A 26,572-nucleotide genomic window follows, 5' to 3' on the forward strand; every position below is an offset into this window, starting at 1 on the left:
AAACAAAAAGAGCCCTAATCACAAAGTGATTAGAACTCGAATTTAGTTTCACCAACAACAGTTGACGAAGAGCCTAAATATGAAAGTGTACCTCATAACCCGAATTATCGCTTGTCTTATTAATTGATACAGCTAAAGGTTGAAAGTTAAATAGTGCAGTAAAGTCCTGGTTGACTGGGCCTTTACTGTACAAAAATAGACATGGATTGCGCTACATCGTATCATTAAGTCGTTGAAAGCCAAAATACGAGGAGAATTCATGTCCACATCTAATATACAACATGCCACTACCCAAATTCACGAATCTTTCCATCATTTTTCTAAATTGGTTCGGCTTGCTCCCATTTTACGACGAGCAAACATCAAAGAAACATGGGGAATTCAAGTTTGCTACTATTAGAATGGCTATTAATAATACCGAATTAGTCATTAATGTTCCCTAAGTTCCTGTGCAATTATGACCAATGCTTTCGACGAATGTCGGGGGCTATTTTAATACCATCTTCAAGCCCACCCAAAACAAAAAAGTTGCCCCCAGCGATTTTCCTTATCAAATGCGATTCAATTCAACTAGGCGTCCTCAGAGAGTCAAAATCGGATTATGAGAGTCGAAGTCTCGTCCGAGCAAACTAACGTTTCAGCCCGCAGTAATCAATAAAAAAATTAAAGCAATCATCGCAGGCAAGCCTTGTGTAATAATAATTTTGCAGCTGACAGTGATTGCGCCAAAAATCGCGGCAATCACCACAAAACCAATAAATAAGAATAATCCTGGATAAATAGCTACTGTCGGAAAACTAAACCGAGTCACTAGAATACCAACGCCGATGAACCCATTGTACAGTCCCTGGTTGGCCATACTTACCTTCGTCTCCGGTTGCTTAAGGTAAGCCAGTGGTAAGCTGAAAGCTTTTTGAGCTAAACTAGTTTGACTTCCAAACATCTCTAAAATCATAATTCCCAATGCCTCAAGGGCCACTAATATGATGAAAATATCCGTTATCACTTTTAACATAATTTCTCCTTGTTTTTTCCCTACTATAAACCAGCAAGTCGTTAATCCCTCTGCGACTCCCTTTCCAAATCGAATTCAATTCACCTGAAAGTTAACATTAACTTTATTTCGATTTAACAAACACTATCGTAACGAATATGGCCTTCACGGATTAAAACTACTTTCTAAATTGCTTTAAATACCGGCTGGCAAATAGTTTATGGAACTTTACCCCCAAAGTAGGGTTCGCCGCGTCAATGTCTGCATACATTCCCTCTGTTATTTTGGTCAGCAATGCAGCCAACTGGTCCAGCTCAACATCAGAAAGCACCTTCATAAAGGGTGGCACTTCCTGAGCTGCGGATTCAACTTCTTTTCTTCCCGCTGGTGTTAGATTAACCAAGTTAACCCGTTTATCATCTGGTGATTTCGTCAATGTTACCAAGTCACGTTTAACGAGTTTATATACAAATTCACTAATCGACTGCGGTGACATTCCTAAGCGGGTTGCTAATTCGCGTTGTGATAAATGATCTTCGTCAACCAGTACCAATAAAATTTTCCCTTGGCCTTCAACCGTCAAATGCGGTCGAGCCTGTTTAACAATATCATCATAAATTTTGCTGAGTTGTTCATACTCTGCCAATTTCCCAGCAGCAAGCTCAGCCTTAATCTCATTTGCCATGATTCTTCATCCCATTCACAGTTTACTTAAGTATACAACATTCTAAAACAGGCGTGGGCAACCCCTTGACATTTTAATCAGGTACCCTTATGGTGTATTCATCAGGTGACCTGATTAAATGCAAGGAGGTTTCAATCATGACGACAGAAAACGTTATCCAAGTATCAAATGTCCATAAACAGTTTGGAAATAAAGTCGTTGTTAAAGATGTGTCGTTTAACGTTAAAAAAGGTGAGATTTTCGGGCTATTAGGTCCTAACGGGGCTGGAAAAACCACGATTATCCGGATGATGACCACGTTGCTACGGCAAAATGATGGGCAAATTTTGGTAAATGGCTTTGACACGGTGACCCAAGGCCGTTTAGCTCGCCAACAGTTTAGTGTAACGGGCCAAACAGCGGCGATTGATCAGGATTTAACTGCCCGCGAAAATTTGATGATCTTCGGCAAACTAAACGGTCTAAATCAAGCCGAAGCCCGAACCCGGACAATCAAACTTTTAACGGACTTTGATTTGATCCATTCGGCTAACCAAACATTAGCCACATTCTCCGGTGGGATGCGCCGCCGACTAGATCTGGCTGTCAGCCTGATTGGCATGCCACCGATTCTTTTTTTAGATGAACCAACGACCGGACTTGACCCCCGGACACGCGAACAGATGTGGCAAGCCATTCAAGAACTGGTTACCAAAGGTTCGACAGTTCTACTAACCACGCAATACTTGGAAGAAGCTGACCATTTGGCTGATCGAATTGCCCTCATTGATCACGGTCACCTAAAGGCAATGGGGACACCGGATGAACTCAAGCAACAAGTTGGCGGCAAGCAATTTCGCTTAGAGGTGGCGTCCTCGAATTGGGTCAAACAGGCAGAGAGTGTGATTCAGGATACTTTGGCACTGCCCGTTCACATTGATGATCAGACATTGACAGTATCTTTGGGTCAAACCAAGTTGACGGCAGTTGCCGAGATCTTGAATCGACTTCAAGCAGTGAATATCCCAATTAGTCACTTTGCAATTGAACCGCCTTCGTTGGATGACGTGTTTTTAAAGATGACAGTTGGCAAAAATTAGGCTCCAGTCTCTAACCGCTTTACTTCACTCACTTTACTTAGGAGGAATCCATGATGAACTCAAGCACAAATAATCAACCTTTAAGCAATATACTAACAATGACCCATCTGAACCTGCTCAAAACGTTGCACAATCCCGATAACTTTAGCGATGTCTTAATGCAGCCGGTCATCTTTACTTTATTATTCGGCTACCTATTTGGTGGTGTCGTTGCCGGCAGCGTCCATGCCTATTTGCCAATGCTGGTGGCTGGAATTCTAGTCCAGAGTATTTTAAATGCCGCTTCGGGTTCGGGACAACAACTTCGTGAAGATATTAATGCAGGTGTTTTTGACCGCTTTAAAACTTTACCCATTTCGCCGCTTGCGCCATTAGCAGGCCAACTTGTTGGCGATATATTCCGATTACTACTTTCAGGAATAACCGCCTTAGCAACTGCTTTTTTGATGGGCTGGCGGCCAACGGTTGGCGTGTTAACGCTTGTCGAAGTATTACTGCTGGCCGTTTTTATTGGCTGGGCCACTTCCTGGATCTTTGCTCTGGTTGGTTTGTTAGCGAAGAATGCAGAATTAATTGGCAGCTTATCGATGATTATTATCCTGGTGCTGACATTTTTATCTAATGCCTTCATCCCTATCAAGACATTGCCTCGACCTATTCAGAATCTAGTCAAAATTAATCCAGTCACTTTAACCATCACCGCTATCCGAACAATTCTGAGGACTGGCAGTTGGAGCCTGAATGCGACGATGGTGCTGATTAGTGGCTGCATCCTCATTCTCATTTTCATGCCATTAACCATTCTTGCGTATCAACGGCGTGATTAGAACGAGTACCTTTCTTCGATAAAAATTAGATATTTAGTCATCTCAGCGACAATATGATAGATTTTCCGAGCTTAATCTAACAACATCTGCTTTCATACGCTACCAATCGCTCACTTTACCATTTTGCAACCTGATATTTTACTTTTTTGAAGAGTAAATTTGACCATTTTATAAGTTAATTCTATCGTCGCATAAAATATTTGGTAAATCTCAAGTAAACTTTACTTTCTGTCTATCAACCCTAAGACAATGGTTTCTGATCGTGATAGTTTGATAGGATGTAAATAAGGCTTTGCTGCAAATTTGCAGCGATCATCGTATACTTTTGCTAGGAGGTGTGTCGAATGAAAATACCAAACTCCGGAATTAAAAACATTAAACCAATTTCTAAATTGCGTTCCTACAATAAGCTTTTAGACGAAGTAACCCCTGAAAATCCTGTCATTCTTACTAAAAATGGCTACGGTAAGTATGCGATTATCGACATTGCCGAGTATGAGAAGTACAAGCGAACTCAAATAGCTAACGAGCTGGCCCAAATTGTTGACAATGCTCGTAAAGGTGATTTGCATTCGTTAGAAGATGTTAAACGGGAAATTATAAATCGATGACTGAAGGGAGAATCACTAAATGCTCTATTATCTGTGTGCCGTATGGACCGCAATCAGTGCAACAGTTAGTTTAGGCTTTTCCATCGAGGCGTATGTAAAGGCTAAATCACAACACGGTAATGAGCTCGTCAATGCAAAGTATGCTACATCAAGAAGCTGGGCGCTGTTCATATTAAGCATAGGATTATTTGTTATTGTTTCTAAGTCCTATTTAGTGACCCTATCAATAATCATGATACTAATTCAATTATTCGATGGGATCCATCGGAGTGAAAATAAATGTCTTTAAAACACTGGGGCCATTACTAACAGCATTGGGGAACTTCTGCCTGTTAATCGTTTTCTTGCTAAACGGCTAGGCTAGCGATGATGGATTGGATCACTGTATCAAGTGGCTCCCAACAATTGGAAGGCCACTCGATAAGGGCAAAAGAAAAGCCAGCAAGCTTAAATAGTGAACTGAACCCCTTGAATTGTAGGAATCTAATTCAAGGGGGATTATTATGTTCTCTTATAAGGTTAAATTAGCTGCGGTTCAACGGTTGTTTTCTGCAAATATAAAGTCAAATCGGTTGTTGTCTGTATTACATACAACATGAGGCTTACCAAGCTTCAATGTAGGTTTAAACCCGGTTTGACCTAGTTTTTTAAATTGAAATATCTACTTTAAGTAACTTTACATTATTTATAACAAATTTTAAACTTCTCAAAAATCCAATCTTTGAGAAGCTCAGGACTGCCAATTTCTAAATTTGCGTTTCGTACAATCTCAGTCGTAATATTACCATCAATACTTTCTCCATAATTAGGTACAACCATAGAACCTTCAAATTTGAGATGATTATGAGCAGAGACTGGTTTGAGTGCTAGATTAAATGAGCCACTATTTGGAGCTTGAACAGACGAAAAAGAAAAGCCATCATATGGATCTTGTTCAACAATGAAATAATCGCTAATGAAGTTGGAAAGTTTATAAACGTTTTTACCATACTCTTCAGCTGGTAATGAAAAAATTTTATCGATCATGTTTGAGTAAATATTATCAACACTGATTGTGTTTCCAACTCCGCCAATCCTAGGAGCTGAAAAAGGCTCAGCAACCCTAAATGCTGCGACAACCACACCATGATTACGATTAGGATCAGCTTGATACCGAATTTCTTTAAAAGATTGTCGAACATCATCCGTTGCATAAAAAATTGATTCTCCAGGTTCGTTAAGACGGCCCCACTCGTTAACAAGAGTAGCTGGTGTTTCCCAATAATCCGCTTCTGTCCAGTTGTCAGTTATCCTCCAATCACTTCCTTCTAGCAAACGTGCCCTGTACAGATATTCTCCAGCCGATAAATTATGCGCCTGAGCCCTAAATATCATTTGCTGAGGCAACAAGCTTTTAAATTCTTCTACTGTTATTGTGGAAGCTAAATTCAAAATTTTTGAAACGTTCTTTATTGCGGTTTCTATTGTTTGCGGTTGGTAATTTGGAATATCATAACGATCTTTGATTAGATGTCGTCTAAACTTATTACTCTTTTTCATGTTTAATCATCTCTAACTCTTATAGTTTCGTAATTATACCAGTCTCATTCATTAACCGTTGGCAATCTTTGAATTAATTTAGAACATCTATATCAAATCACCTGCTTTTTCGTACCTGAACCCCAATCGACTGGATTCCTCTATCTTTATCCAGCTTATAAGTTATCTCACTCAAGTTGCCTAGATAAATATTCTTTCCTTCGGGCGGTACTTCATTAAACAAGACGATTCGGACCTCTCTTTGATACTGATACTTTTTCCTTTTTAAAAATAAAACTCTCTCTGGATGACTTTCCAAGTCCCGAAAAGCGATGTTTTCTCCCTGGGTTTCATCATAATAATTTACTGTTCCGAGTTGAGCATTGATTCCGCTTGAAAAGCCACTATCTAGCCTTTTAAGTAATCTTTTACCATCAATTAACACTGGAATCCTGGTGTGGTTCTCACTAATTTGTTCTAAGCCTTTAATCACAGCTTCTTTCAATTTCAGAGTATAGATACCTTTTTCTTTGTCAAAACCAGCTTCTTCAAAATCCCTATTTAAAAGTAAATTGGTTAGTGATACAATGCCGATTTTTCTGACCCATTCTGGTGTGTAAGCGACAGTAATCTCATTACTTCTTTCATCCTTCACCGGGCTTATCTCATGACCATCTATCGTTACTCTCATACCAGGATCGCTTAAACTAAGATTAGTCACCATTGCCCCCTCGTATGCATCTGCAATCGCATCGTTACCTTCCAAATCGATAAAAGTACCCAGCCTTGAAAAATGAAGAACCCCTTTATTAATAAAGTCATCTACATATTCCTCATCAAAATATTTAATTATCATTCCTGGTGCTAAATCTGCCATATAAATTCTCCTAACATTTATTTAATTGATAGCACACCAAAGTCTCTAGTAAATTATTCCACAGAATCCTTAGAGACAGTTACACAGTAAAGAAGAACCCATAACAGAAAAGAAAAGCCAGCAAGCCCAAACAGCTTTGCTGACCAATGAAAGGTATTCTCGTAAATTCGTCATGATTTTCGTCATAACTTTAGACAAAGACCAATCAATTTTTACTTTTTGGATGCTTCAAATAGTCTCAGACTACCCGGCATATCCACGCTTCACACTTATGCGTCCCCCGAGAGTCGAACTCGGATCATGAGGACCGAAATCTCATGTGCTATCCATTACACTAAGGACGCCTTACATCATATTATTATAGCGAATTTTGAATATTAATACAACCATCAATGCTAAGAAAATTCGCGGGCAACGCGATCAGCTTGGTCTTCCAAGTACCACATTAATTGATTGCCGTCTTTTTGAAAATCGGCTTCAAAGGAATCACCGATTGGCTTGATCTTTTTGAGTAACTCCTTCTTCAATCCGTAAACTTCGATCTCTTTACCGACTAACTTGCCAGTATCGTAATGCCCTTCCTCGGCTTCATCCAAGTAACCTTGGAATGCATCCTCAATCACTTGTTTCATCAGCCCTTCCCTGGTTGTTTCCGGGTGACGGGCTTTTTCGATTGCAAATTTATCTTCGAATTCACGCATATTTTCTGGATAATCCAGTGACATTGTCTCACCTCATTTGAAATTTGGATGATCGTCATCCATTTACTCACGCACTTTATATAGTAACATTATTTTGCGCAACGGTTTATTGCTTGCATTTCCATCCCATTTAGATGAATATATACATGAATAATGTTTTGATTCTAGGACAGCTGCGTAAAGCAGAAGTCTGCATGTAAGTACCACCGAGAGAAATTCCAGAATCGGGAATTTTCCTCGGCGGCGACTTACACTCCGACTTCTAACCGCTTTACTTAGCTCACTTATTTTAGGACAGCTCCTCAAAGCAGAAAGCTACTTGTAAGGACCTCAGAGAAAAATTTCAAAACCGGAAATTTCTTTCCGAGGACACTTACACTCCGATCTCTAACCGCTTTGATCCGCTCACTTATTTTAGGACAGCTCCTCAAAGCAGAGATCTGCATGTAAGCACCTCGAACAAAAATTCCCAAAACCGGAATTTCCGTTCGAGGAGACTTACACTCCGATCTCTAACCGCTTTGATCCGCTCACTTTTACATTTAGGAGGCATTTATTCATGGTACAAACAATTTCAGTTGAAGAATCACGACAATTAGACGATAAAACCATTAATCAAATCGGCATCCCTTCCATGGTCCTCATGGAACGAGCCGGACTTAAAATATATGATGATATGCGCAACAACTCGGATCTCGATTTAAATAAGGTCTTGATCCTTGCCGGGACAGGCAATAACGGTGGCGACGGTTTGGTCGTGGCCCGCTTGCTCTGTACCCACGGTTATGATGTATCAATCCTCACAGTTGGCAATCCCGATCATGCCAGCGAAGATCACGTCAGCCAACAAAAAATTTGTGACTATTATCAAATCCCCAAAACTTTTATGGACGCCGATTTCAACAAATACACGACCTTGGTCGATGCGTTATTCGGCAGCGGTCTTTCTCGCAATGTTGGGGGTGACTTTGCGACGGTGATTGACAAGGCCAACGCTTCAACGGCAAAGATCCACGCCATCGACATCCCCTCGGGCTTAAACGGCGATACCGGCAAAGCAATGGGCACAGCCATCAAAGCAGATTCGACCTCAACAATCGCCTACGCCAAAGCAGGGATGGTTAAGCCAAACGCCCAACCATACGTTGGCAAATTATTGATTGATGACATTGGCATTTATAAGGGCAACACATTTGATAATGAATAAATATTAACTTATTATAGGAGTAACTTGTTTAGCGCTGAACATACCAGGAGGTGCCATCATGGCAGGCAAAAAGGATCAAGGATACGTTAACGTGCACGATGTTGACCCGGATATTATTGTTGATTTGAAGTACGCAACCACGGACAACTTCACCCATCAAGTGGTGTATGACTTTGATCAGGCAATTTCACGGATTGATACAGTGACCAAGTTGGGGTCAGCTAGTAACGCCCTCAAAAAGCAAGGTTACCGCCTCCGAATTTGGGACGCTTATCGACCAACTTACGCCCAACGCAAGCTATTCGAAGTTTATCCAGACCCAATTTGGGTCGCAAAACCTGATCCAAATTTTAGTCATCAAAAGGGCATCACCTTTGACCTCACTTTGACTGACATGGACGGTCACAACCTGGAGATGCCAACCCCATTCGATGATTTTACTGGCTTGGCAAAACGCAGCGAGTACGATTCATGGACCCCAGCTGCCCAAAAGAACTATGACATTTTAAATGATGCAATGACAGCTGCAGGCTTTAACGGCTACGAAAATGAATGGTGGGACTTTCGGGATACGGATGCAGATAAATTTGGTCCGTTAGAAGTTGACCCGAAGGATTACTAATATATAGAAACTAGGAGTAAGGAATATGAACGTTGGAATCATTGGTGCGGGACCACGTGGGGTAATCTTAACGTCCCAACTACTAAATCAATTTAAATATAACGATAACCAGCCAGAAAACCTAACGATCACAATTTTTGATCCGTATGGAATCGGCGGTCGGGTTTGGCGCAAAGATCAGTGGGACGGCTTAATCATGAACACCCCTGCCGACCAAATCACCCTCTTCACAGACGCTTCGGTTAATATGACCAGCAAAGTCTATGATGGCCCATCGCTTTTTGAGTGGGCTGCCAGTTCTGAGGCGCAGGACTACTTAACTGCTAATGGCTACCCAAGCGAAGTCAAGACAGCCGCTAGTAATCTAGACGGCCGAGATTATGCGCCCCGAGTTTTATATGGCGCCTACATCAGGTGGTTCTTCAGCGAACTAATGAATCAGTGCCCAATTGAATCAACCGTCACCGTTGAAAAAGCGGAAGTTGTGGATTTGCAATACAATGCCAATCAGCGTATCACATTGAAGACGGATGATCACCAATATGCTTTTGATAAAGTGGTCATGAGCCTGGGCCAACAAGACAACTACCTCAACGACGAGGAGCAGCAGTTGGCAACCTATGCCCAACAAAATAAATTAACCTACATCTCCCCAACCCACCCAGGTGATGCTAACCTCAACGACATCCCTGCCGGTGAACCAGTTATCATCCGCGGGCTTGGGTTAAGTTTTTACGACTACGTGTCTGAATTGACGCTTGGCCGTGGTGGGACCTATATGAAAAACGACGATGGCAGCTTATCCTACCAGCCAACTGGCAGAGAACCTCGAATCATCGCGGGCTCTCGTCGAGGGATCCCTTATTATCCAAAGGCAATCAGCGAAAAAGGTTACGGTGAACAAGCTCAGCCGGTCTTTTTAACGGCAGCGAACATGGATCAAGTTTCCGTTGATGGCAAACTGCCCTTTGCGGAATTCATGCGATTGTTAAAGCTCGACCTCGACCTGGTTTATTACAGTTTGCTCATTCGCGACAAGTTCCCATACAAGAGTGCCACTGATTTCAAAGACCGGTTCATCAACTCTGACAATCGACCGGCTGTGCTGGCCGCGTTCGGTTTTCAAGAAGAAGATATCTTTGATTGGGACTACATTGTTAATCCATTTAAAGATGTCCAAGTAATTGGCACTGAAGATTACCAATCTGTGTTAATCAACTGGCTCAGCCGAGTCATTCCAGATGCTGAAGCGGGATCTAAAACTGGCCCAACGTCCTCGGCACTTGAGCTATTGCGCGATTTCCGGCCAGTTTTCAGAAAGATTATCGCGGAGAATCGATTCTCAAACGAAGATTACGTGAACAAATTCTTAGATGAATTTGGTTCAGTCATCAGTTTCTTATCAGTTGGTGCCCCCGTTTTGCGGAGTGAACAATTATCCGCTCTGATCCGCAGTGGCCTGGTCACAATTTTAGCTCCAGGGATGGAATTAAAAACACAGAATGGCTGGTACGTCACAGCTTCACCGAAACGGAACACCGATGTGTACAAATCCACCGCAGTCCTTGAAGCCAGAGTACCAAAACCCGACTTAACGATTACAGCCAATCCTTTATTGGAAAGCTTGGTTGACAATCAATTGGCGCGCACTAAAACTCTCAAAGTCAACGACCAGGATGTCGGTCTGGCAGCAGTTGATGTTCAGCCTGACTCCGATCAGCTGATTAATAAGGGCGGTGCCAAACAGCCCAACGTGTATATTTGGGGTGTCCCCTTAGAAGGATTGAGGTTTGCCACAAACGCCAGCCCCCGTCCGGGAGTTAACGATATCAACCTCCAGACAGCTGATAAGATTGCGGCAAGTGTCCTGGGCCTCAAAACGGCAGATAAGGTGGATATGAACTAAATTTGTGGGAAAATCGCAACTTGTTTGAATAAATGTAAAAGAAAGCCACGGCAGCAGGTAGTTGTCATGGCTTTTAATTGTCATTAATTTGATCGAACCCAACAGTTGAGTATTCCGAGCTTCTTATTGGAAAAAAGCGCCAATGCTACCCGTTTGTCTTTGTACTCTGAACTTCCATGAATGACCGATCCGGAATTCGGATCAAACTAAATCGGTTGGCTTGACGGCCAGCATGCAGGCCGATTCCGTTAAACCAGTTTTTCTTATAAGTGGCTGTGACGGTTGCGACCCAAGCATGTTGATATCGATCGTCCAGATGGTTCAACCACTCCTTGTTCCACTTGTAGGTTTCAGATTGCAGGTTCAGGTTGCTCTTGCCATAGACCACCGTCGCGTTTAAGCTGTTAACTTGATATTTACCGCCTTCCACGTAGTATGTATAGTTTTGAACAGGATTTCGACCGGAACCATTTTGCACTTGCACGTAGTCCGATTGGTCGTTCTTGTATTGGATGATCAATGGCTTGTACTCGTAACTGGTCGTCACCCGGCTTTGATCCATTTTGGCAACGTCTTGGAAAAATGTCGCGTACGACATCCCCCAAACAGCCAACAAAAAGACGACAATCTCACCACAGGAGATGCTAAAGTTTTGCCAAGTGAAGCTTTTTTTAGTTGTCACTATTAATTTCAACCGGCGGGCCCGCATATCGTGGATCATCCAAACCAAATAAAAAATCAAGATGAGCCAAAGCCCCATACCAATCAAATTCCAGGCGGATTTCATAACTGATTCCCCTTTTTACTTGTTATTGAGTTTAGTTTACACTAATTAAGAGTGCGAAAACAAGCGGTTAGCGACTGGAATATAAGTCGCCTACTGGGAGAATTCCCGGTTTTGGAATTTTTTCAGTAGGTGCTTATATGCAAGTCGCCGCTTGATTGAGCACATTTCAATCAGAGTGCGAAAACAAGCGATTAACAATCGGAGTGTAAGTCTTCTTTGGAAGAAATTCCCGGTTTTGGAATTTTTCCAGTAGGTGCTTATACGCCAACGATCACTTGATGAAACAGTCCGACTCTAAACTTGGAACTAAATCCATTCTAACATTCTTAAATGCCATTCATCCATTTCGAAAACTCATCGAGGTGACCTCACATGTGCACCAGCTTAACCATTCAATCAAATAATCATCATGCGCTTCTCGGCCGCACCATGGACTTCCCAATAGAGGCCAAGTGGCATCCAACTCTCATCAATCAAACCAGTTACCAAACTGCACTCGCGGGCAAGCGACCACTTAAATACCCATACGTCGGCGGTGGTCGTCATGAAAGCCGCATCGATATTTTGATAGCCGATGGCGTTAACATTGCCGGCTTAAGTTGCGCCGAGCTCATGTTTCCGCTCAAAGCACACTATCTGGCTAATGAAGTCCCAGAAAAGTTGAACCTCACCCCACAGGATTTCCTGCCTTGGGTTCTCGGCGAACATAATTCAATCGAAGCCGTGAAAAACGAGCTTTCAGACGTTGCCCTGATTGGTAAAAATTGGCTTGCGGGCCAAGAAGTTTTTTCGTTTCACTGGATTTTGACCGACCAAACTGGGCAAACATTAATTATTGAACCAACTCAAAATGGCATGGAAATCATTGCCGATTCCATCGGTGTCCTGACCAATTCGCCAACTTATCCCGAACACATGCGGCGGCTTGCCAAGGAGCTAAACGGATCCTCAAATAAAGAAAGCTTAGTCCAGCAATCCCGACGTCTTGTCTTGAATCAGCAAATCCCCGCAGCCACCAACACGCCAACTTCGCGATTCCTTGAAGCGGCAGTCGTTAAGCTCGGGAATTCACCGGCCCCAAATCAGTTTGTGGCTCGAAACCGCTTGTTTAATGTCTTAAATGCGGTTGCTATCCCTTATCAACAGACAATGAATGCCCATCCCAATTTTAATTATACCCATTACATTTCAATTTTAGATTCAACCAATCAGACTTATTTCTTCAAATATCATGACGACAACCAAGTTTTCAGTTTCTCGCTGCCACAACTCATTGCCAATTATCCCAACACGGCCAAATTTCTAGCCTAAATATTTGGCAATCTGCTTTTGAACGCCCTGTTCTTCGTTAGTTTCATCCGTCACCAAATCAACTCGGGATAACAAGTCTTCAGCGGCATTCTTCATTGCATAGCCCTCGCCAGCTGCCTCAATCATCTCAAAGTCATTGCCGTTATCACCAAATGCGGCAACGTCCTCAAACGACAGGTTCCAATCAGCCAACAGGGTCTGGAGACCACTAAGCTTGCTGATACCGTCGACCATGACGTCCAGCCCATTCATGCCAGAAGACGTGGCCGCAAGTTGGCCGCTAAATTTGTGGTTAAACTCATCTTGGCGTTTAACGACCCCACCAGCTTCCCAAGTGATATCAAGCTTGTAAATTGAATCAAACACCAATTTCAAATCACGCATCGACTGCATGTTTTCGTAAAAATACTGGGAAGCCTTAAAGCGTTTTGAATCAGCCGGCAAGTTACAATAGGTGCCGTTTCTGCCAACCAAAATAATCTCGGCGCCCGCATAAAGTGATTCGGATTCGAGGTACTCGAGTGCTTTTCTTAAAACGAGATGGTCAATAATCTCTTCGGTCACAATCACGCCACGTTCATCAACGACCAACGCCCCATTGTTACAAATATACGAAATCGGTCCAGAAACGTTTTTAAACAATTCAAGCAGGTGTTGATACTGATTACTGCTTGCCGAAACAAAGTGCAACCCCTGCTTTTTCATTTCATCAAGTTGAGCTTGAAACGCCTGCTTATCAAAGGTGCCCTCATCATTTAAAAACGTGCCGTCCATGTCGCTTGCAATCACTTTAACCAACGCCAATTCCTCCTGTTATTTCAGTTTGATCATTCGTTGTTTCCATACATTCATTCTACAATGTCGTGAATTAGTTTGTAAATTGCTTTTATATTTAGTATACTAAATTTAATCATACAACTTATCTGGGGTGCCTAAAGGCTGAGAAAAACCCATCGAACCTGATCTGGTCAGTACCAGCGAAGGGAGCATACTTCCGTTGTATCCAAATGGATTATTTGCAATAGATGAATTTCGCAGCCAGGGTAAAACTTCAAGTTTTGCGCTGGCTTTTTTGAATGCTCTGATGGTTTTTCGGTGACCGAGTGAGCCCGGTCTTACCAGCAGACACCTCTTGCCAACACCAAGTCGTTTGGCACTCCAGATAATTGGGTGAAATATCATATTGGAGGCATTATTCATGGATAACAAGACTCAACCCGCTACTAATCGGGAACATCAAAGCAAATGGACGCTTCGTAACATTATCCTAATTGCTTTGATTGCTATTTTTACTGGAATTATTTTTTGGGGAGCTGGTTTCCTCTATACAGCGCTAACCGTTGTACTCACACCAATTGGTGCTGCCCCCTTTGCCAATGATCTCTTAATGGGATTGTGGTGTATGGCCGGCCCATTGACTGGCTTTGTGGTTCGGACTTTCGGATCTGCTTTTGTTGGTGAATTTCTCGGAGCTGCCGTTGAAGTCTTTCTTGGTGGCCAATGGGGTGCCGGTGCCTTTATCTCTGGCTTGGTTCAAGGAATTGGTTCCGAACTTGGATTCGCCTTCACTGGCTACAAGCGTTACGACTGGGTTGGCTTGAACGCCTCAATTTTCACCACCGTTGTTGTGACCTTCGCCTGGGACGTGATTAAGAATGGCTACAACAAATTCGGCATTCCACTATTGTTGGCACTCTTTGTCACTCGTTACATCTCAACCTTCATTTTTGGTGGTGTTTTAACCAAGATGATTGTTCGTCTTTTGGATCGTAGTAACGCATTTTCACTTTAACCGCTAGGAGTTCTGATAATGACTGACGTTTTGATTGACCACTTCACTTATGAATACCCCGGCAGCACCGTCAAGGTATTGAACGACGTGGACGTAACTTTTAAACACAACCATTTTTCTTTACTGACCGGTCCATCCGGCAGTGGGAAATCAACACTCCTGTATTTTATTGCTGGATTGTATCCGCATTTTATTGGCAACGATGCTCTGGGAGGCATCAAGTTCGGTGACACGGATATCAAACAAATTCCAAGCAACGAAATCAGCCATTCGGTTGCGATGATGTTTCAAAACCCCAACCAACAGTTTGCCATGGACACTGTCATCCATGAGCTGACCTTTGTGCTGGAAAATATGCTGGTGGATCCTGCCAAGATAGACGGGATTATCAACCACGCATTGGATTTTTGTGGCATCAAACAGTTACGCTCCAGGGTTATCAATACCTTGTCCGGTGGGGAAAAGCAGCGGGTGGCATTAGCCTGCATCGTTGCGATGGATCCACCGGTAATCGTTTTGGATGAGCCGTTTGCCAGCATCGACCCAGATTCACGATTGGATCTGATCAAAAAGCTCAAACAGCTTCAAGTGGAACACGGGAAAACCATTATCCTCGCAGACCATGACCTTAACGATTACAAAGGTGTCATTGACGAGTTCTATTATCTCGATCCGGATACGCATCACATTAGTTTGTTAGATTCACAATCTGCCCAACACTTCTTCGATAATTTTAAAAACACGCAGACAATTAATAAGCAAGTTGCGATCCCAACTGAGGCCGCTCCGTCAATCATTAATATCAAGGATTTTAAACTCCAACCGCACCATTCACTGTTATTGAAGCTGGGTGACTTTAAGTTCTGTAAAGAAAAGACCACTTTGATCACTGGCGCCAATGGAATTGGCAAGTCGACATTATTTAACGCGCTGACCAAATTGTTGCCGTATAATGGCGAAATCGACTTTGCTGGCAAGAACATCCAGAAAATTCGGCCGTTGCCATACGCTAAAAATGTCACGCTGCTATTTCAGGATGCCGAAAATCAATTTTTGAATATTACCGTTAAAGAGGAACTTGATTTATCTCTTAAGAACAGGACAAATCAAGCCTACTCAATCGATGATGTTCAAACGATGCTCAAAGAACTCAGCATTGACGGCCGTGATGACCAAGTCGTTTATTCATTAAGTGAAGGCCAAAAGAAAAAGCTACAGATCATCGAAATGTTAATCATGAATCCGCCGGTCCTCTTGATGGATGAACCATTCAAAGGATTGGATTATCATTCGCTAGAGGTCGTTGTCGGCTTCTTAAACCGGTCCAAGCAGGAATTTCACCAGACCCAAATTATTATTTCTCACCAACTGTCCGGTTTGGATACCCTCATCGACTATCACGCAAACTTTGCGGATCAAAATCTGACTTACCAGGAGGTTATCAAATGAATCCTGGATTAAAGTTACTATTAGTGATGGCAATTGCCCTAGAAATTTCGTTTACCCAGTCGTTGATTGTCAATGTGATCCTCATCGGTGTCAGCTTCATTTACATTCTCTTTAATCGGGTAACCTTCAAAGCGTTAATTGGCTTAATTTTCTGGCCGTTATTCCCTGCCCTTGGATTATTTGTTTCCCAATGGCTTTACGGGAGCGCTGGTATCCATTTTGCTTGGATCCTGTTTACTCGAATTTACGCCTACGTATTTCTTGGAGCAACTTTTACACTGACAAGCAGCATCACCGATTTAGCATTAACGTTGGAGCAGGATTTTCGGTTACCCTCCAAATTTGCATACGGCGTCCTGGCTGCCTTTAACCTGATGCCCAAAATCAACGAAGAAGTCCAGATCATTAAAACTTCCGCGTTGATGCGCGGCGAGGCCCTTCACTTCTGGTCACCCAAATTGTACTTCAAAGCGATCTTATCATCGATTCAATGGTCACAAAATCTGGCCGAAGCGATGACGTCCCATGGCTTCGTGGAAGACCAAGGAAGAACCCATTACCGAGTGATTAAGATTACCAGAATGGACTGGGTTTGGTTTATTGGCCTGTTTGGGATTGTGCAAGTTCTATTATTCTTCATCAGATATTGAAAGCTTTTATTCCTGAATTTTCTATTTTGCATTATAATTAAATGCGAGAGTAGAAAGAGTGTGCGGCTGAGCGGTTTATGTGCATTTCATCACTGTTTGGCAGAACACATTTAGGAAGAAGGCGTTTAGAATGCGGGCAAACATGTTTGCATTTGCGTTCGGCATTTTTGCATTAGTTGTCGGCGTAATGATCGACCTGTTCGGACTATTTAATCAGTTTATGTCCCTGGACAGCGGCAAGACCGTTTTAACCGGTAGTATTACTTTTCTGTTAGGCTTAGCGTTTCTGTCATTGCCCAATCGCATTGAACGATACCTTGGTGAAGCAGTGGTCACATTGGGGTTACTGTATTACTTCTATATCCAAACCAACAACTTATGGGTGGCAATTATTATCGTTGCCATTATCGCTGCGGTCATGGAATATGGGTTAAAGCATCGTTAATGTGTGCCGATTTGCTTTTTATTGCTATAATATATGTATGGCAACACGAGGTTTATCAAATGGAGGAATTATGATGGCAGAACAATTTAGTACCTTAGCTGAAGAAATTATTAATTACCAAAAGAAAAACGACATGCCTGATACTGCGTTAGCATTTAACTTGCACATTTCCGTTGAACGCCTCCACGATATCAAATCGATGGAATCAGAACCGACTCCAGATGAGAAGAGAACGATAGAAGCGGTGGTTCGTTAATTAAGGATGTGAAGCCAAGCAAACCTGGCTTGTCAGACTCTCTTAACAGAAATTACGAGCTTGGGCTTTTGCTAAGGAAGCTTACATGGAAGTTTCTGCTTGGTGGCGCACCATTCGGCCATACCACAACCGCAAGTCAACCACTATCATCACAAAAAGTTTCAGCAATCATTATTTAAAAAATGAAAAGATGACCCAAAACAGAAATTTGTTTGCTTTGGATCATCTTTTTTAGTTGGGAGTGCCTCGAATTTTACTGAGCAGTCAGTCCACCATCTACCACAAACTCTGATCCTGTTGAATAGCTGGAATCATCTGATGCCAAGAACAGGACCATCTTTGATACTTCTTCCGGTTCTGCCACTCTCTGTAGTGGAATGGCTTTGGCAAATTCTTTGATAACTGCTTCGCTATCACCTTGGTGAATCATCGGCGTGGAAATGACGCCTGGGTGCACTGAATTAACCCGGATTCCTGCGTGTGCCAATTGCAGAGCAGCAGCTTTCGTCATTCCTCTAACAGCGAACTTGGTGTCCGTGTAGCCAATTGCACCACCAACTAATCCATTCATCGAAGAAATGTTAACGATACTACCACCATTTTTCATTGCAGGTGAAGCATATTTCATCCCTAAAAAGACTGATAGCTGGTTAATCTTGAAAATCTTCATGTAGTCATCCACAGTAATGGCTTCCAGTGGTTTATTGAAACTAATTCCGGCGTTATTAACCAAAATGTCTAAGGAGCCAAATTGATCGACTGTAGCATTCACCACATCTTTCCAATTGTCTTCATTCGATACATCCTGCTTCAAGAAAATCACGTTGTCGCCAAGTTCTTGAGCTAACGCGCTTCCCTTTTCTTCGTTAATATCAGTAATTGCAACCTTCGCGCCTTCATCAACAAATAATCTTGCGTGACTTGCGCCCATCCCCTGAGATGCACCGGTAATGATCGCAACTTTGCCGTCTAATTTTCCCATAATGTACCTCCTAAAAAGTGAGCGGATCCAAGCGATTAGGGATCGGAATGTAAGTCTCCTTGAACAGAAATTCCGGTTTTGGGGATTTTTGTTCAAGGTGCTTACATGCAGATCCCTGCTTGGAGGAGCTGTCCTAATACAAGTGAGCGGAGCTAGGCGCTTAGAAATTGGAACATAAGTCTCCTCAATCGTAAATCCTGGTTTTGAGGATTTATGATTGAGGTGCTTATGTGGAAATTTCTGCCTAGAGCAGCTGTCCTAGAAAGTAAGCAAGTCCAAGCACTTACTACCCTAAGCCAAACTCTCCCATCCAACTAAATTATACATTATTATTATAGTTTTCATAAGAAATTTGCCTGAAATTTAGAAATTGGCAACTTTGTCCTAATCCTAAAATTAAAGCAGCTAGCGCAGTCATTCCAGTTTTTGAATGACGACACTACCTGCTTTAACTTTTAGAATCAGTTGTTTAATTGTTTGTCACAAGATTTATCAATCTGAAAGCAATTCAAGATAAACGAAGGCCTTATACCGTGGCTTCGCTTCAAGGCTGCTTATGAAAGAGGCGCTGCCAAAACGATGAACGTTTAGGCTGTTTCAGATCTCCTCGATCTTGATGATACCGTTTCATCCCCTCTTTGTAAGGATTACTGAACAGTTGATTGTACGAGGGCTTGTGCTGCTCCTGCTTTGGCAGTTTCTTACCACAATTGGGACAAACCACATCATTAGCAGCTAACTTAGCCCCACAATATGGACAGTATGCAAAACCATTGGCCATCATCTATCACCCCACTCACTTGACCGCCAGGCTCGATTAGTCAACTTCATTTTCCGCCAAGAAGGCTTTCAAATAATCAAAGGCCATCTCGCGGATCGTCTCAATCCCAACTTGTTTGGTCTGCGACTCACCTTCAGCATCGACATCCAGCAATTCAACGTCGAGAACGCCGGTTTTAAAATCTAGGGACATTGGATAGCCAACGAAGTTTTCTTCATCGCTGGTTTCAAATCGAACCACATTGCGATAATTAATTGCTTGAGTAATGATGTTGACCAAGATGTTATCCGCATTATCAAATGCGCGGTCAGCGTTTAACACGGGGAGAGCAAAATCTTTTGCCTGTTGATTAGCAGCGACAAATTTTTCGACGACCCGCAGATAATCGGCGTCCACAATCAGCCGGCGAATATCATCATAACGAATCCAGACATACCCGCCAAATCGCCCGTTCATATCCACAACGAGCATGACAACCTCGCTATCGTTGTTTGCGATAATTTTGCCGACGTAGAAATATTTGCGGTCATCATTGGTATCGACAATGAGCCAACTGCCATCCTTTCGCAATTGGGTGGCTCGGTTTTTAAAGGCAGTCAAATCCGCAATCACAACGTCGTCAACGTGATTAGCAGGTTTAATCACTGGCAACACATCCTGCAACAGTTGCAATTCCGTGCCGCCAAATTCAATCCCCCGAATGTCAGTAAATTTAATCACATATTTCGGTCGTTTCGAGAAATCATATTTATTGATATTTTGAAAGGCGACGCCATTGGGTTGCACCTCGTCAATCAAGCCTTCGTTGTATTTTAATTTATCAGCGTCCTTGGTAATAATCAGTGAGACCCGCTGATCTTCATGCAAAGTTTTGATAACCCGGTCGAACAGTGAATCACTCATCTTAATCGGCATGTCAAACGGCGGATTTACAGCCATATGATGCGATTCATCAAAGGCAATTCGTTCCTTCATATTCGCCAAATCGTAACTATCGGTTTCAATTTGCTTAACTGAGCTAATCTTGAGATACACTTCGCCGTCTTGAAGCCCATAGTCGTTATACGTGATCATAATAAAATCTTTGGAACTCAAATACTGAATAATCCCGGTATAAACAATGTCACTATCCTTTTGAAATGCGTTAATCAGCAGTTCGTCAATCTGAGCTGCCCGCAATTTGTCGTAAATGGTTTTCAATGTGTTTTGTCCCTTCTCTCTATAAATGGATTTTCTTAATTGCTGTGACTAATTGATTAGGACGAAAATTCAGCTTACATAGAAATAAACCGCTCCACAAAATAAATACTGTTTCTTTCAGTCCAATCCAGGATTATGAAATTGCATTGCTGACAAACTCTGCCAGCCGCTTTCCTTTTAATCCATCGCTAATTCCCACTAGTAATTTAATCCGGGCCTTTTGACCATTCAATCCCTGACATAGAATGGTTCCCATCTTTTTCAACTGGATGCCGCCACCCTCATAATCGTAGATGTCTTGGGCAACCCCGTTATAACACCTGGAAACTAAAACAATTGGAATCTTGTTGTCAATGAGTCGTTTAACTGCGGGTAAGGTTTGTGGCGGCAAATTTCCGGCACCGAGCCCCTCGATTACCAAGCCTTTCGTTTCTGGTTTATTGATGGCATCAAACAGTTCGCCATCCATTCCAGCGTATGCCTTAATCAAAAACACCCCACTGACGACGTGATTAATATCAGCGACTTCCGTTCGAATCAATTCTTGGAAGTATTTTGCCTTGTTTTGGGTTACAATACCAATTGGTCCAAATGTTGGCGTTCTAAATGTCGCCACGTTGGTCGTGTGGGTTTTGGTCACATATCTGGCCGTGTGAATTTCATCATTCATCACAACCAGCACGCCCTTGCCATAAGATTCATCAGTTGCCGCCACCATAATGGCATTCCGAAAATTGTACAACCCATCTGAACCAATTTCATTTGAGGAACGCATGGCCCCCGTTAGCACCACTGGAATTGTGTTTGGCAACGTTAAATCCAGAAAATACGCGGTTTCTTCCAACGTATCCGTTCCATGGGTAATGACGACCCCGTCGATACCGTCATCAATTGCTTTCATAATCCGCTGTTTGATTTTTAACATCACAGCTGGGGTCACGTGTGGAGATGGCAAATTGAATAGTTCGTCGGTGATCAATTTAATTTGGCCCTGTAGGATCACCTGTTGATCAGCAATTGGGTTCTCGTCATTTGGGACCACTTCGCCTTTTTCGTTTTGCGACATCGAAATTGTGCCGCCCGTGTGAATTGCAAGAATTGTTTTCATTTTTATTGAGTTCCTCCATCAACCTGTTAATCTATATTATTGTAACGTAAAATAGCAAGTGAAACCTATATTTCACACTTACTTATAAGAAAGAAGCAAAGTAATGGCCAATTCTGATAGATATTATACTCCCCAAGATTCAAAAGATGCGATGCGACAAATCGAAATGCTGTTTAATAAATACAAAGACGCGCCGCTGACCCAAGAACTTGTCGATTATCACCAAAATTTGGTTAATCGGTTAAAGACAGATATCTTAGCGGCAGCAACCAAGGAGGGCGTTCAATCCCGAGTTGAGTCAATTCATTCGATGGTAGCTGTCATGAATAACTGGCTGCAAATCAAACTTAGCGGCAAGCCTTTTAATGGCAAAATGGTCCACTTCCGGTTTGTTGCAGATAATGCCCAACCAAGATTCAAACGCCGCGTGCATAAAATGAAGGGCAGCAGCAATCACCGGGCATCCGGGCACTAGTCGTTTCGCTTGTGGTGGATCGGTCATGATCGGTATAATTGATGTGTTCACATTGTGGCGGATGATGGCGAAAGTCTTAGTTGGGGCTGAGTGGTGGCTTTTTGGATCTGCTCGCTTGTTAGGACAGCTATGGCTCTGCTAGGCATAAATTTCCATATAAGCGCCTAGCGACACTTACTTGTCTTTAGGCTCCGTAAAGCAGAGATCTGCATGTAAGCACCTCGAACAAAAATTCCCAAAACCGGAATTTCTGTTCAAGGAGACTTACATTCCGATCCCTAACCGCTTGGATCCGCTCACTTGCATTAGGACAGCTGCGTAAAGCAGAAGTCTTCATGTAAGCACCATCGAGAAAAATTCCAGAATTGGGAATTTCCCTCGATGGAGACTTACACTCCGACTTCTAACCGCTTTACTTCGCTCACTTATTTTAGGAGGGAAACCATTGAGCAAAACCATTGTTGAACTAAAAGACGTTTACAAAACTTATGACGACGGCTTTACAGCTCTCAAAGACATTAGTTTCAAATTAAATCAGGGGGAATTCTACACACTATTGGGGCCTTCCGGTTGTGGGAAGACCACCATCTTACAATCAATTGCCGGCTTTACCGAAGTCACTTCCGGTGAAGTTCTCTTCGACGGCAAACGAATTAATGATATTCCAGCTAATAAACGCCAATTAAACACTGTATTCCAAGATTACGCCCTATTTCCAAACATGAACGTGTTTGAAAACGTTGCTTTCGGGTTAGTCGTTCACAACATCAAAAAAGACGAAGTCGAACAACGCGTTCATGACGCGCTTAAGATGGTCCAGCTTGAAAAGTACGCCAACCGGGAAATTTCAGAGCTCTCAGGCGGCCAACAGCAGCGAATCGCGATTGCTCGGGCAATTGTTAACCGGCCTAAAGTTTTGCTGTTAGATGAGCCGTTATCGGCCTTAGACGCCAAGTTGCGAAAGGACATGCAGTACGAACTGCGGGAACTCCAGCAGCAACTTGGGATTACGTTCCTGTTTGTCACCCACGACCAAGAAGAGGCTTTAGCAATGAGTGATGAAATCTTCGTGATGAACAAGGGAGAAATCCTTCAAAAAGGAGATCCCGTCGACATCTACGATGAACCCATTAATCACTTTGTCGCCGATTTCATCGGGGAAAGCAATATTATCCCCGGCAAAATGGTCGCCGACTTCCAAGTCGCTTTTCTTGGTCATCAATTTGAATGTTCGGATGCCGGAATGCGGCCAAACGAACCAGTTGAAGTTGTTATTCGACCGGAAGATTTGGTTATCACAACCCCCGAAAAGGGCAAGCTGCAGGTCAAAGTCGACACGCAGCTTTTCCGGGGTGACTACTACGAAATCCTCGCCTACGATGAACAAGGCAACGAATGGTTGATTCATTCAACCAATGCCACTAAAGATAACTCAATTGTAGGCCTCACGTTCGGGCCAAACGACATGCACATCATGCGTTACAATGAGTCAGAAGCCAAATTTAACAGCCGGCTTGAAAGTTATGAAGATTAGGGGGTGGCAATGGCGATGAAGAAAAGTTTTAAAGGTCTTTTTTACACCCCATACATTCTATGGCTGGCGATGTTCGTGATCGCGCCGGTTGCCCTAATTATCTATTATTCATTTTTTGATATTCACCATCAATTCACTTTCTCCAATTATCGGGTGTTCTTCGAATCCGGGACTTATCTGACAATGACTGCCAATTCTGTGTTGTACGCATTTTTGATCACGGTCATTTCGATCCTAATCAGTTATCCAATGGCCCTGGTCATCAGTCGACTTAAACACCGGGATTTATGGATTCTGCTAGTCATTTTGCCAACGTGGATCAACCTGCTGCTCAAGGCATATGCCTTCATTGGGTTACTGAGCCGAGACGGTTTAGTCAACAACCTATTTGAATTTTTCGGAATTCCCGCCCAACAAATGCTCTTCACGGATGCCAGCTTTATTTTGGTCGCTGCCTACATTCAAATTCCATTTATGATCTTGCCAATCTACAATTCAATGACCGACATCAGCGACTCATACATTCGCGCCAGCAGTGACCTAGGAGCGACCAAGTGGCAGACGTTAACCAAAATTATCATCCCGATGACCATGCCCGGCATTAAATCCGGCATTCAAATTGTCTTCATCCCTTCACTATCACTCTTCATGCTTTCCAGATTAATCGGTGGTAATAAAATCATCACTCTGGGAACTGCGGTTGAGGAACATTTTCTCACTACTATGAATTGGGGAATGGGTTCAACAATTGGGGTCGTCTTGATCATTTCGATGGTGGTTGTCATGCTGTTCACCAATACCAAACGTAAAGGGAGGCGGTCATGATGGATAATCGCGCCTCAAAGCTCGGCAAATTCTATATTATTTTCGTGTTTTTACTGATGTACATGCCAATCTTCTATCTGATTATTTATTCCTTTAGTAAGGGCACTACCATGGCCAATTTCGATGGCTTCACGTTGAGCCACTATGGCGAATTGTTTGCCGATAAACGCATGTTAGCCATTTTTCTGGATACGATTTTAATTGCCTTATTATCCTCACTATTTTCAACCATTATCGGGACGATGGGCGCTATCGCCGTTCATAATACCAAGCGGCGCCATCAGCGGGAAACCTTGTTGTCGTTAAACAGCATCCTGTTGGTTTCGCCGGATGTAATTATCGGTGCCAGTTTTCTGATCTTTTTCACGGCGTTGAAATTGCCACTTGGCTTTTGGTCAGTACTTCTAAGCCACATCGCCTTTGAAATTCCAATTGTCCTGTTAATGGTTTTGCCACGGCTGGATGAGATGAGTCCATCCCTGATTAATGCCGCAATGGATTTAGGGGCCACTTCAACTCAAATCCTCAGCAAAATCACCCTGCCATTTATCCAACCCGGGATTATTGCCGGGTTTTTCATGGCGATCACCTACTCGCTAGACGATTTTGCGGTTACCTTCTTCGTCACAGGTAACGGCTTTACCACGTTGTCAGTTGAGATTTACTCACGAGCTCGCCAAGGGATCAGTTTAGAAATCAATGCATTAGCTGGCATCATGTTTATCTTCTCACTGGTTTTAGTTGGCATTTATTATCTGATCGAAAACCACAACCTTTCCAGTGGCCGCAAGTTGGACAGAGTGGAGGTGCCTGATCGATGAAAAAATTTGTCATTACGATCATCACAATTCTAGTTCTCTGTGCTGGACTGGGATATGGCAGCCATGAGCTCACCAAATCTACCGGTGATTCCGGAAGCAAGGTACTCAACCTGTACAATTGGGGCGATTATATCGACCCAGCCCTGCTGACGAAATTCCAGAAAGAAACCGGCTACCATGTCAATGTCGAAACCTTTGATAGTAACGAAGCCATGTATACCAAGATTAAACAAGGTGGCACCAACTACGATTTGACCGTTCCAAGTGACTACATGGTCCAGAAAATGAAAGCTGATCATATGCTCATTCCACTGGACAAGTCCAAACTAACCGGCATGCAAAATTATGGCTCCTCATTCATGAATAAGAGCTTTGATCCTGGCAACCGTTACTCAATCCCTTATTTCTGGGGAACTTTGGGAATCATTTATAACGATCAAGATGTCAAGCCCGGTTCGCTGGAACATTGGAATCAATTATGGCAGCCTCAATATAAGGACGGCATCATGCTCATCGATTCAGCCCGGGACATCATGGGTTTCTCACTGATTTCGTTGGGTAAGTCCGTCAACACGACAAAGACGGCAAATTTGCTGGCGGCCAGAAATAAGCTCAACCGCTTATCACCAAATGTGAAAGCCGTTGTCGCCGATGAAATCAAAATGTATATGGCGGAAGGCGAAGCCCCAGTTGCAGTTGACTGGTCTGGTGAGGCATCCGAAATGATGTCACAAAATTCTCACCTGCACTACGTTGTCCCAACCGAGGGCAGCAACATGTGGTTCGATAATTTAGTCATTCCAAAGACCGCCAAACATTTCAAAGCCATTTACGCGTTCCTAAACTTCATGAACAAACCGGAAAATGCGGCTCAAAACGCCAAATATATCGGCTATTCAACCCCTAATAATCAAGCGTTGAAGCTGTTGCCAAAGTCCGTTCGAAACGACAAACAATTTTACCCACCACAGAAAGTTTTGGACCGCTTGCAGGTTTACAGCAACTTAAGCCCAACGAAGGTGCAACAGTATAATGATTTGTACCTAGAGTTTAAGATGCACCATTAATCAAAAGTAAGATTGGTCATAACGATCCAAATGCATTAAACTAAATGATGAGGTGAAAAATA

General features: G+C 42.8%; 28 protein-coding genes, 1 tRNA gene and 1 riboswitch. Of the genes, 17 read left to right on the top strand and 12 right to left on the bottom strand.

The annotated features are described in order from the left end of the window. Positions 1-637 precede the first annotated feature (637 nt). Positions 638-1,015 carry a DUF1304 domain-containing protein gene (locus QUF07_RS05965; RefSeq protein WP_289426988.1) on the bottom strand — a complete coding sequence of 126 codons (378 nt, stop codon included), beginning with the start codon at positions 1,013-1,015 and terminating at the stop codon, positions 638-640. A 157-nt stretch (positions 1,016-1,172) separates the two neighbouring features. Further along, on the bottom strand, positions 1,173-1,679 hold the full coding sequence (locus QUF07_RS05970) for a MarR family winged helix-turn-helix transcriptional regulator (RefSeq protein WP_289426989.1): 507 nt from the start codon (positions 1,677-1,679) through the stop codon (positions 1,173-1,175). A gap of 137 nt (positions 1,680-1,816) precedes the next feature. On the opposite strand from QUF07_RS05970, the gene QUF07_RS05975 reads away from it, so the two are divergent. From QUF07_RS05975 to QUF07_RS05985, 3 genes are all read left to right on the top strand, one after another. Beyond that, a complete protein-coding gene (locus QUF07_RS05975; RefSeq protein ID WP_289426990.1) occupies positions 1,817-2,758 on the top strand; it encodes an ATP-binding cassette domain-containing protein in 942 nt (313 codons plus the stop codon). Positions 2,759-2,808: 50 nt separating this feature from the next. Further along, the gene (locus tag QUF07_RS05980; protein WP_289426991.1) at positions 2,809-3,585 is read left to right on the top strand and encodes an ABC transporter permease; all 777 of its coding nucleotides are present in this window, start codon (positions 2,809-2,811) and stop codon (positions 3,583-3,585) included. 344 nt (positions 3,586-3,929) lie between these two features. Beyond that, positions 3,930-4,196: a type II toxin-antitoxin system prevent-host-death family antitoxin gene (locus QUF07_RS05985; RefSeq protein ID WP_289426992.1), complete on the top strand. Its 267-nt coding sequence runs from the start codon at positions 3,930-3,932 to the stop codon at positions 4,194-4,196. 681 nt (positions 4,197-4,877) lie between these two features. Here QUF07_RS05985 and QUF07_RS05990 read toward each other — a convergent pair. The 4 genes from QUF07_RS05990 to QUF07_RS06005 form a co-directional block, all read right to left on the bottom strand. Further along, complete coding sequence (locus tag QUF07_RS05990; RefSeq protein ID WP_289426993.1) at positions 4,878-5,735, bottom strand: RES domain-containing protein; 858 nt, start codon at positions 5,733-5,735, stop codon at positions 4,878-4,880. A gap of 97 nt (positions 5,736-5,832) precedes the next feature. Then, a complete protein-coding gene (locus QUF07_RS05995; protein ID WP_289426994.1) occupies positions 5,833-6,591 on the bottom strand; it encodes a hypothetical protein in 759 nt (252 codons plus the stop codon). A 272-nt stretch (positions 6,592-6,863) separates the two neighbouring features. Next, a tRNA-Arg gene (locus tag QUF07_RS06000) sits at positions 6,864-6,935 on the bottom strand. Between the two features lie 51 nt (positions 6,936-6,986). Continuing rightward, positions 6,987-7,316: a hypothetical protein gene (locus QUF07_RS06005; protein WP_289426995.1), complete on the bottom strand. Its 330-nt coding sequence runs from the start codon at positions 7,314-7,316 to the stop codon at positions 6,987-6,989. 535 nt (positions 7,317-7,851) lie between these two features. On the opposite strand from QUF07_RS06005, the gene QUF07_RS06010 reads away from it, so the two are divergent. The 3 genes from QUF07_RS06010 to QUF07_RS06020 are packed head-to-tail and all read left to right on the top strand — an operon-like array spanning position 7,852 to position 11,027. Next, on the top strand, positions 7,852-8,499 hold the full coding sequence (locus QUF07_RS06010) for an NAD(P)H-hydrate epimerase (protein ID WP_289426996.1): 648 nt from the start codon (positions 7,852-7,854) through the stop codon (positions 8,497-8,499). Between the two features lie 58 nt (positions 8,500-8,557). Next, on the top strand, positions 8,558-9,121 hold the full coding sequence (locus QUF07_RS06015) for a M15 family metallopeptidase (protein ID WP_217165264.1): 564 nt from the start codon (positions 8,558-8,560) through the stop codon (positions 9,119-9,121). A 25-nt stretch (positions 9,122-9,146) separates the two neighbouring features. Further along, a complete protein-coding gene (locus tag QUF07_RS06020; RefSeq protein WP_217165266.1) occupies positions 9,147-11,027 on the top strand; it encodes an FAD/NAD(P)-binding protein in 1,881 nt (626 codons plus the stop codon). Between the two features lie 145 nt (positions 11,028-11,172). On the opposite strand, the gene QUF07_RS06025 is transcribed toward QUF07_RS06020, so the two are convergent. Next, a complete protein-coding gene (locus tag QUF07_RS06025; RefSeq protein ID WP_289426997.1) occupies positions 11,173-11,814 on the bottom strand; it encodes an LVIS_2131 family protein in 642 nt (213 codons plus the stop codon). A 372-nt stretch (positions 11,815-12,186) separates the two neighbouring features. On the opposite strand from QUF07_RS06025, the gene QUF07_RS06030 reads away from it, so the two are divergent. Further along, entirely contained in the window at positions 12,187-13,125 is a 939-nt protein-coding gene (locus tag QUF07_RS06030) for a linear amide C-N hydrolase (protein ID WP_217341898.1), read from the top strand. Here the strand turns inward: QUF07_RS06030 and QUF07_RS06035 are convergent. Beyond that, positions 13,117-13,923 (bottom strand): HAD family hydrolase, encoded by an 807-nt coding sequence (locus tag QUF07_RS06035; protein WP_249778460.1) that lies wholly within the window; start codon positions 13,921-13,923, stop codon positions 13,117-13,119. The two genes, QUF07_RS06030 and QUF07_RS06035, sit on opposite strands and share 9 nt — an antisense overlap. A gap of 116 nt (positions 13,924-14,039) precedes the next feature. Further along, positions 14,040-14,129, top strand: a riboswitch (TPP riboswitch). A gap of 194 nt (positions 14,130-14,323) precedes the next feature. On the opposite strand from QUF07_RS06035, the gene QUF07_RS06040 reads away from it, so the two are divergent. The 5 genes from QUF07_RS06040 (at position 14,324) to QUF07_RS06060 (ending at position 17,717) form a co-directional block, all read left to right on the top strand. Next, entirely contained in the window at positions 14,324-14,917 is a 594-nt protein-coding gene (locus QUF07_RS06040; RefSeq protein WP_217163836.1) for an ECF transporter S component, read from the top strand. Between the two features lie 18 nt (positions 14,918-14,935). Next, positions 14,936-16,366 (top strand): ATP-binding cassette domain-containing protein, encoded by a 1,431-nt coding sequence (locus QUF07_RS06045; RefSeq protein ID WP_217163834.1) that lies wholly within the window; start codon positions 14,936-14,938, stop codon positions 16,364-16,366. Beyond that, a complete protein-coding gene (locus QUF07_RS06050) occupies positions 16,363-17,016 on the top strand; it encodes an energy-coupling factor transporter transmembrane component T family protein (protein ID WP_217163832.1) in 654 nt (217 codons plus the stop codon). Before QUF07_RS06045 ends, QUF07_RS06050 begins: the two co-directional genes overlap by 4 nt. 130 nt (positions 17,017-17,146) lie before the next feature. Continuing rightward, positions 17,147-17,461, top strand: a complete 315-nt coding sequence (locus tag QUF07_RS06055; RefSeq protein WP_217163830.1) for a hypothetical protein — start codon at positions 17,147-17,149, stop codon at positions 17,459-17,461. Positions 17,462-17,531: 70 nt separating this feature from the next. Beyond that, a complete protein-coding gene (locus QUF07_RS06060; RefSeq protein ID WP_054747491.1) occupies positions 17,532-17,717 on the top strand; it encodes an LBP_cg2779 family protein in 186 nt (61 codons plus the stop codon). Positions 17,718-17,970: 253 nt separating this feature from the next. Here the strand turns inward: QUF07_RS06060 and QUF07_RS06065 are convergent, their stop codons facing one another. The 4 genes from QUF07_RS06065 to QUF07_RS06080 form a co-directional block, all read right to left on the bottom strand. Then, positions 17,971-18,699 (bottom strand): glucose 1-dehydrogenase, encoded by a 729-nt coding sequence (locus QUF07_RS06065; protein ID WP_217163828.1) that lies wholly within the window; start codon positions 18,697-18,699, stop codon positions 17,971-17,973. 544 nt (positions 18,700-19,243) lie between these two features. Then, the gene (locus QUF07_RS06070) at positions 19,244-19,483 is read right to left on the bottom strand and encodes a zinc ribbon domain-containing protein (RefSeq protein WP_249778459.1); all 240 of its coding nucleotides are present in this window, start codon (positions 19,481-19,483) and stop codon (positions 19,244-19,246) included. Between the two features lie 33 nt (positions 19,484-19,516). After that, positions 19,517-20,680 carry a hypothetical protein gene (locus QUF07_RS06075; RefSeq protein ID WP_217163826.1) on the bottom strand — a complete coding sequence of 388 codons (1,164 nt, stop codon included), beginning with the start codon at positions 20,678-20,680 and terminating at the stop codon, positions 19,517-19,519. Between the two features lie 133 nt (positions 20,681-20,813). Then, complete coding sequence (locus tag QUF07_RS06080) at positions 20,814-21,788, bottom strand: asparaginase (protein ID WP_289426998.1); 975 nt, start codon at positions 21,786-21,788, stop codon at positions 20,814-20,816. Positions 21,789-21,891: 103 nt separating this feature from the next. Between QUF07_RS06080 and QUF07_RS06085 the strand changes: the two genes are divergently transcribed. From QUF07_RS06085 to QUF07_RS06105, 5 genes are all read left to right on the top strand, one after another. Continuing rightward, the gene (locus QUF07_RS06085) at positions 21,892-22,263 is read left to right on the top strand and encodes a hypothetical protein (RefSeq protein ID WP_054747499.1); all 372 of its coding nucleotides are present in this window, start codon (positions 21,892-21,894) and stop codon (positions 22,261-22,263) included. A gap of 445 nt (positions 22,264-22,708) precedes the next feature. Then, complete coding sequence (locus QUF07_RS06090; protein WP_217163822.1) at positions 22,709-23,797, top strand: ABC transporter ATP-binding protein; 1,089 nt, start codon at positions 22,709-22,711, stop codon at positions 23,795-23,797. Positions 23,798-23,812: 15 nt separating this feature from the next. Beyond that, positions 23,813-24,622, top strand: a complete 810-nt coding sequence (locus QUF07_RS06095) for an ABC transporter permease (protein WP_217163820.1) — start codon at positions 23,813-23,815, stop codon at positions 24,620-24,622. Beyond that, positions 24,622-25,443 carry an ABC transporter permease gene (locus QUF07_RS06100; RefSeq protein WP_217163838.1) on the top strand — a complete coding sequence of 274 codons (822 nt, stop codon included), beginning with the start codon at positions 24,622-24,624 and terminating at the stop codon, positions 25,441-25,443. Before QUF07_RS06095 ends, QUF07_RS06100 begins: the two co-directional genes overlap by 1 nt. After that, entirely contained in the window at positions 25,440-26,510 is a 1,071-nt protein-coding gene (locus tag QUF07_RS06105; RefSeq protein ID WP_217163817.1) for an ABC transporter substrate-binding protein, read from the top strand. The genes QUF07_RS06100 and QUF07_RS06105 overlap by 4 nt, the downstream gene beginning before the upstream one ends. The last annotated feature ends 62 nt before the right edge of the window (positions 26,511-26,572 follow it).

This window comes from Lentilactobacillus sp. TOM.63, assembly GCF_030361045.1.
Taxonomy (GTDB): domain Bacteria; phylum Bacillota; class Bacilli; order Lactobacillales; family Lactobacillaceae; genus Lentilactobacillus; species Lentilactobacillus dabitei.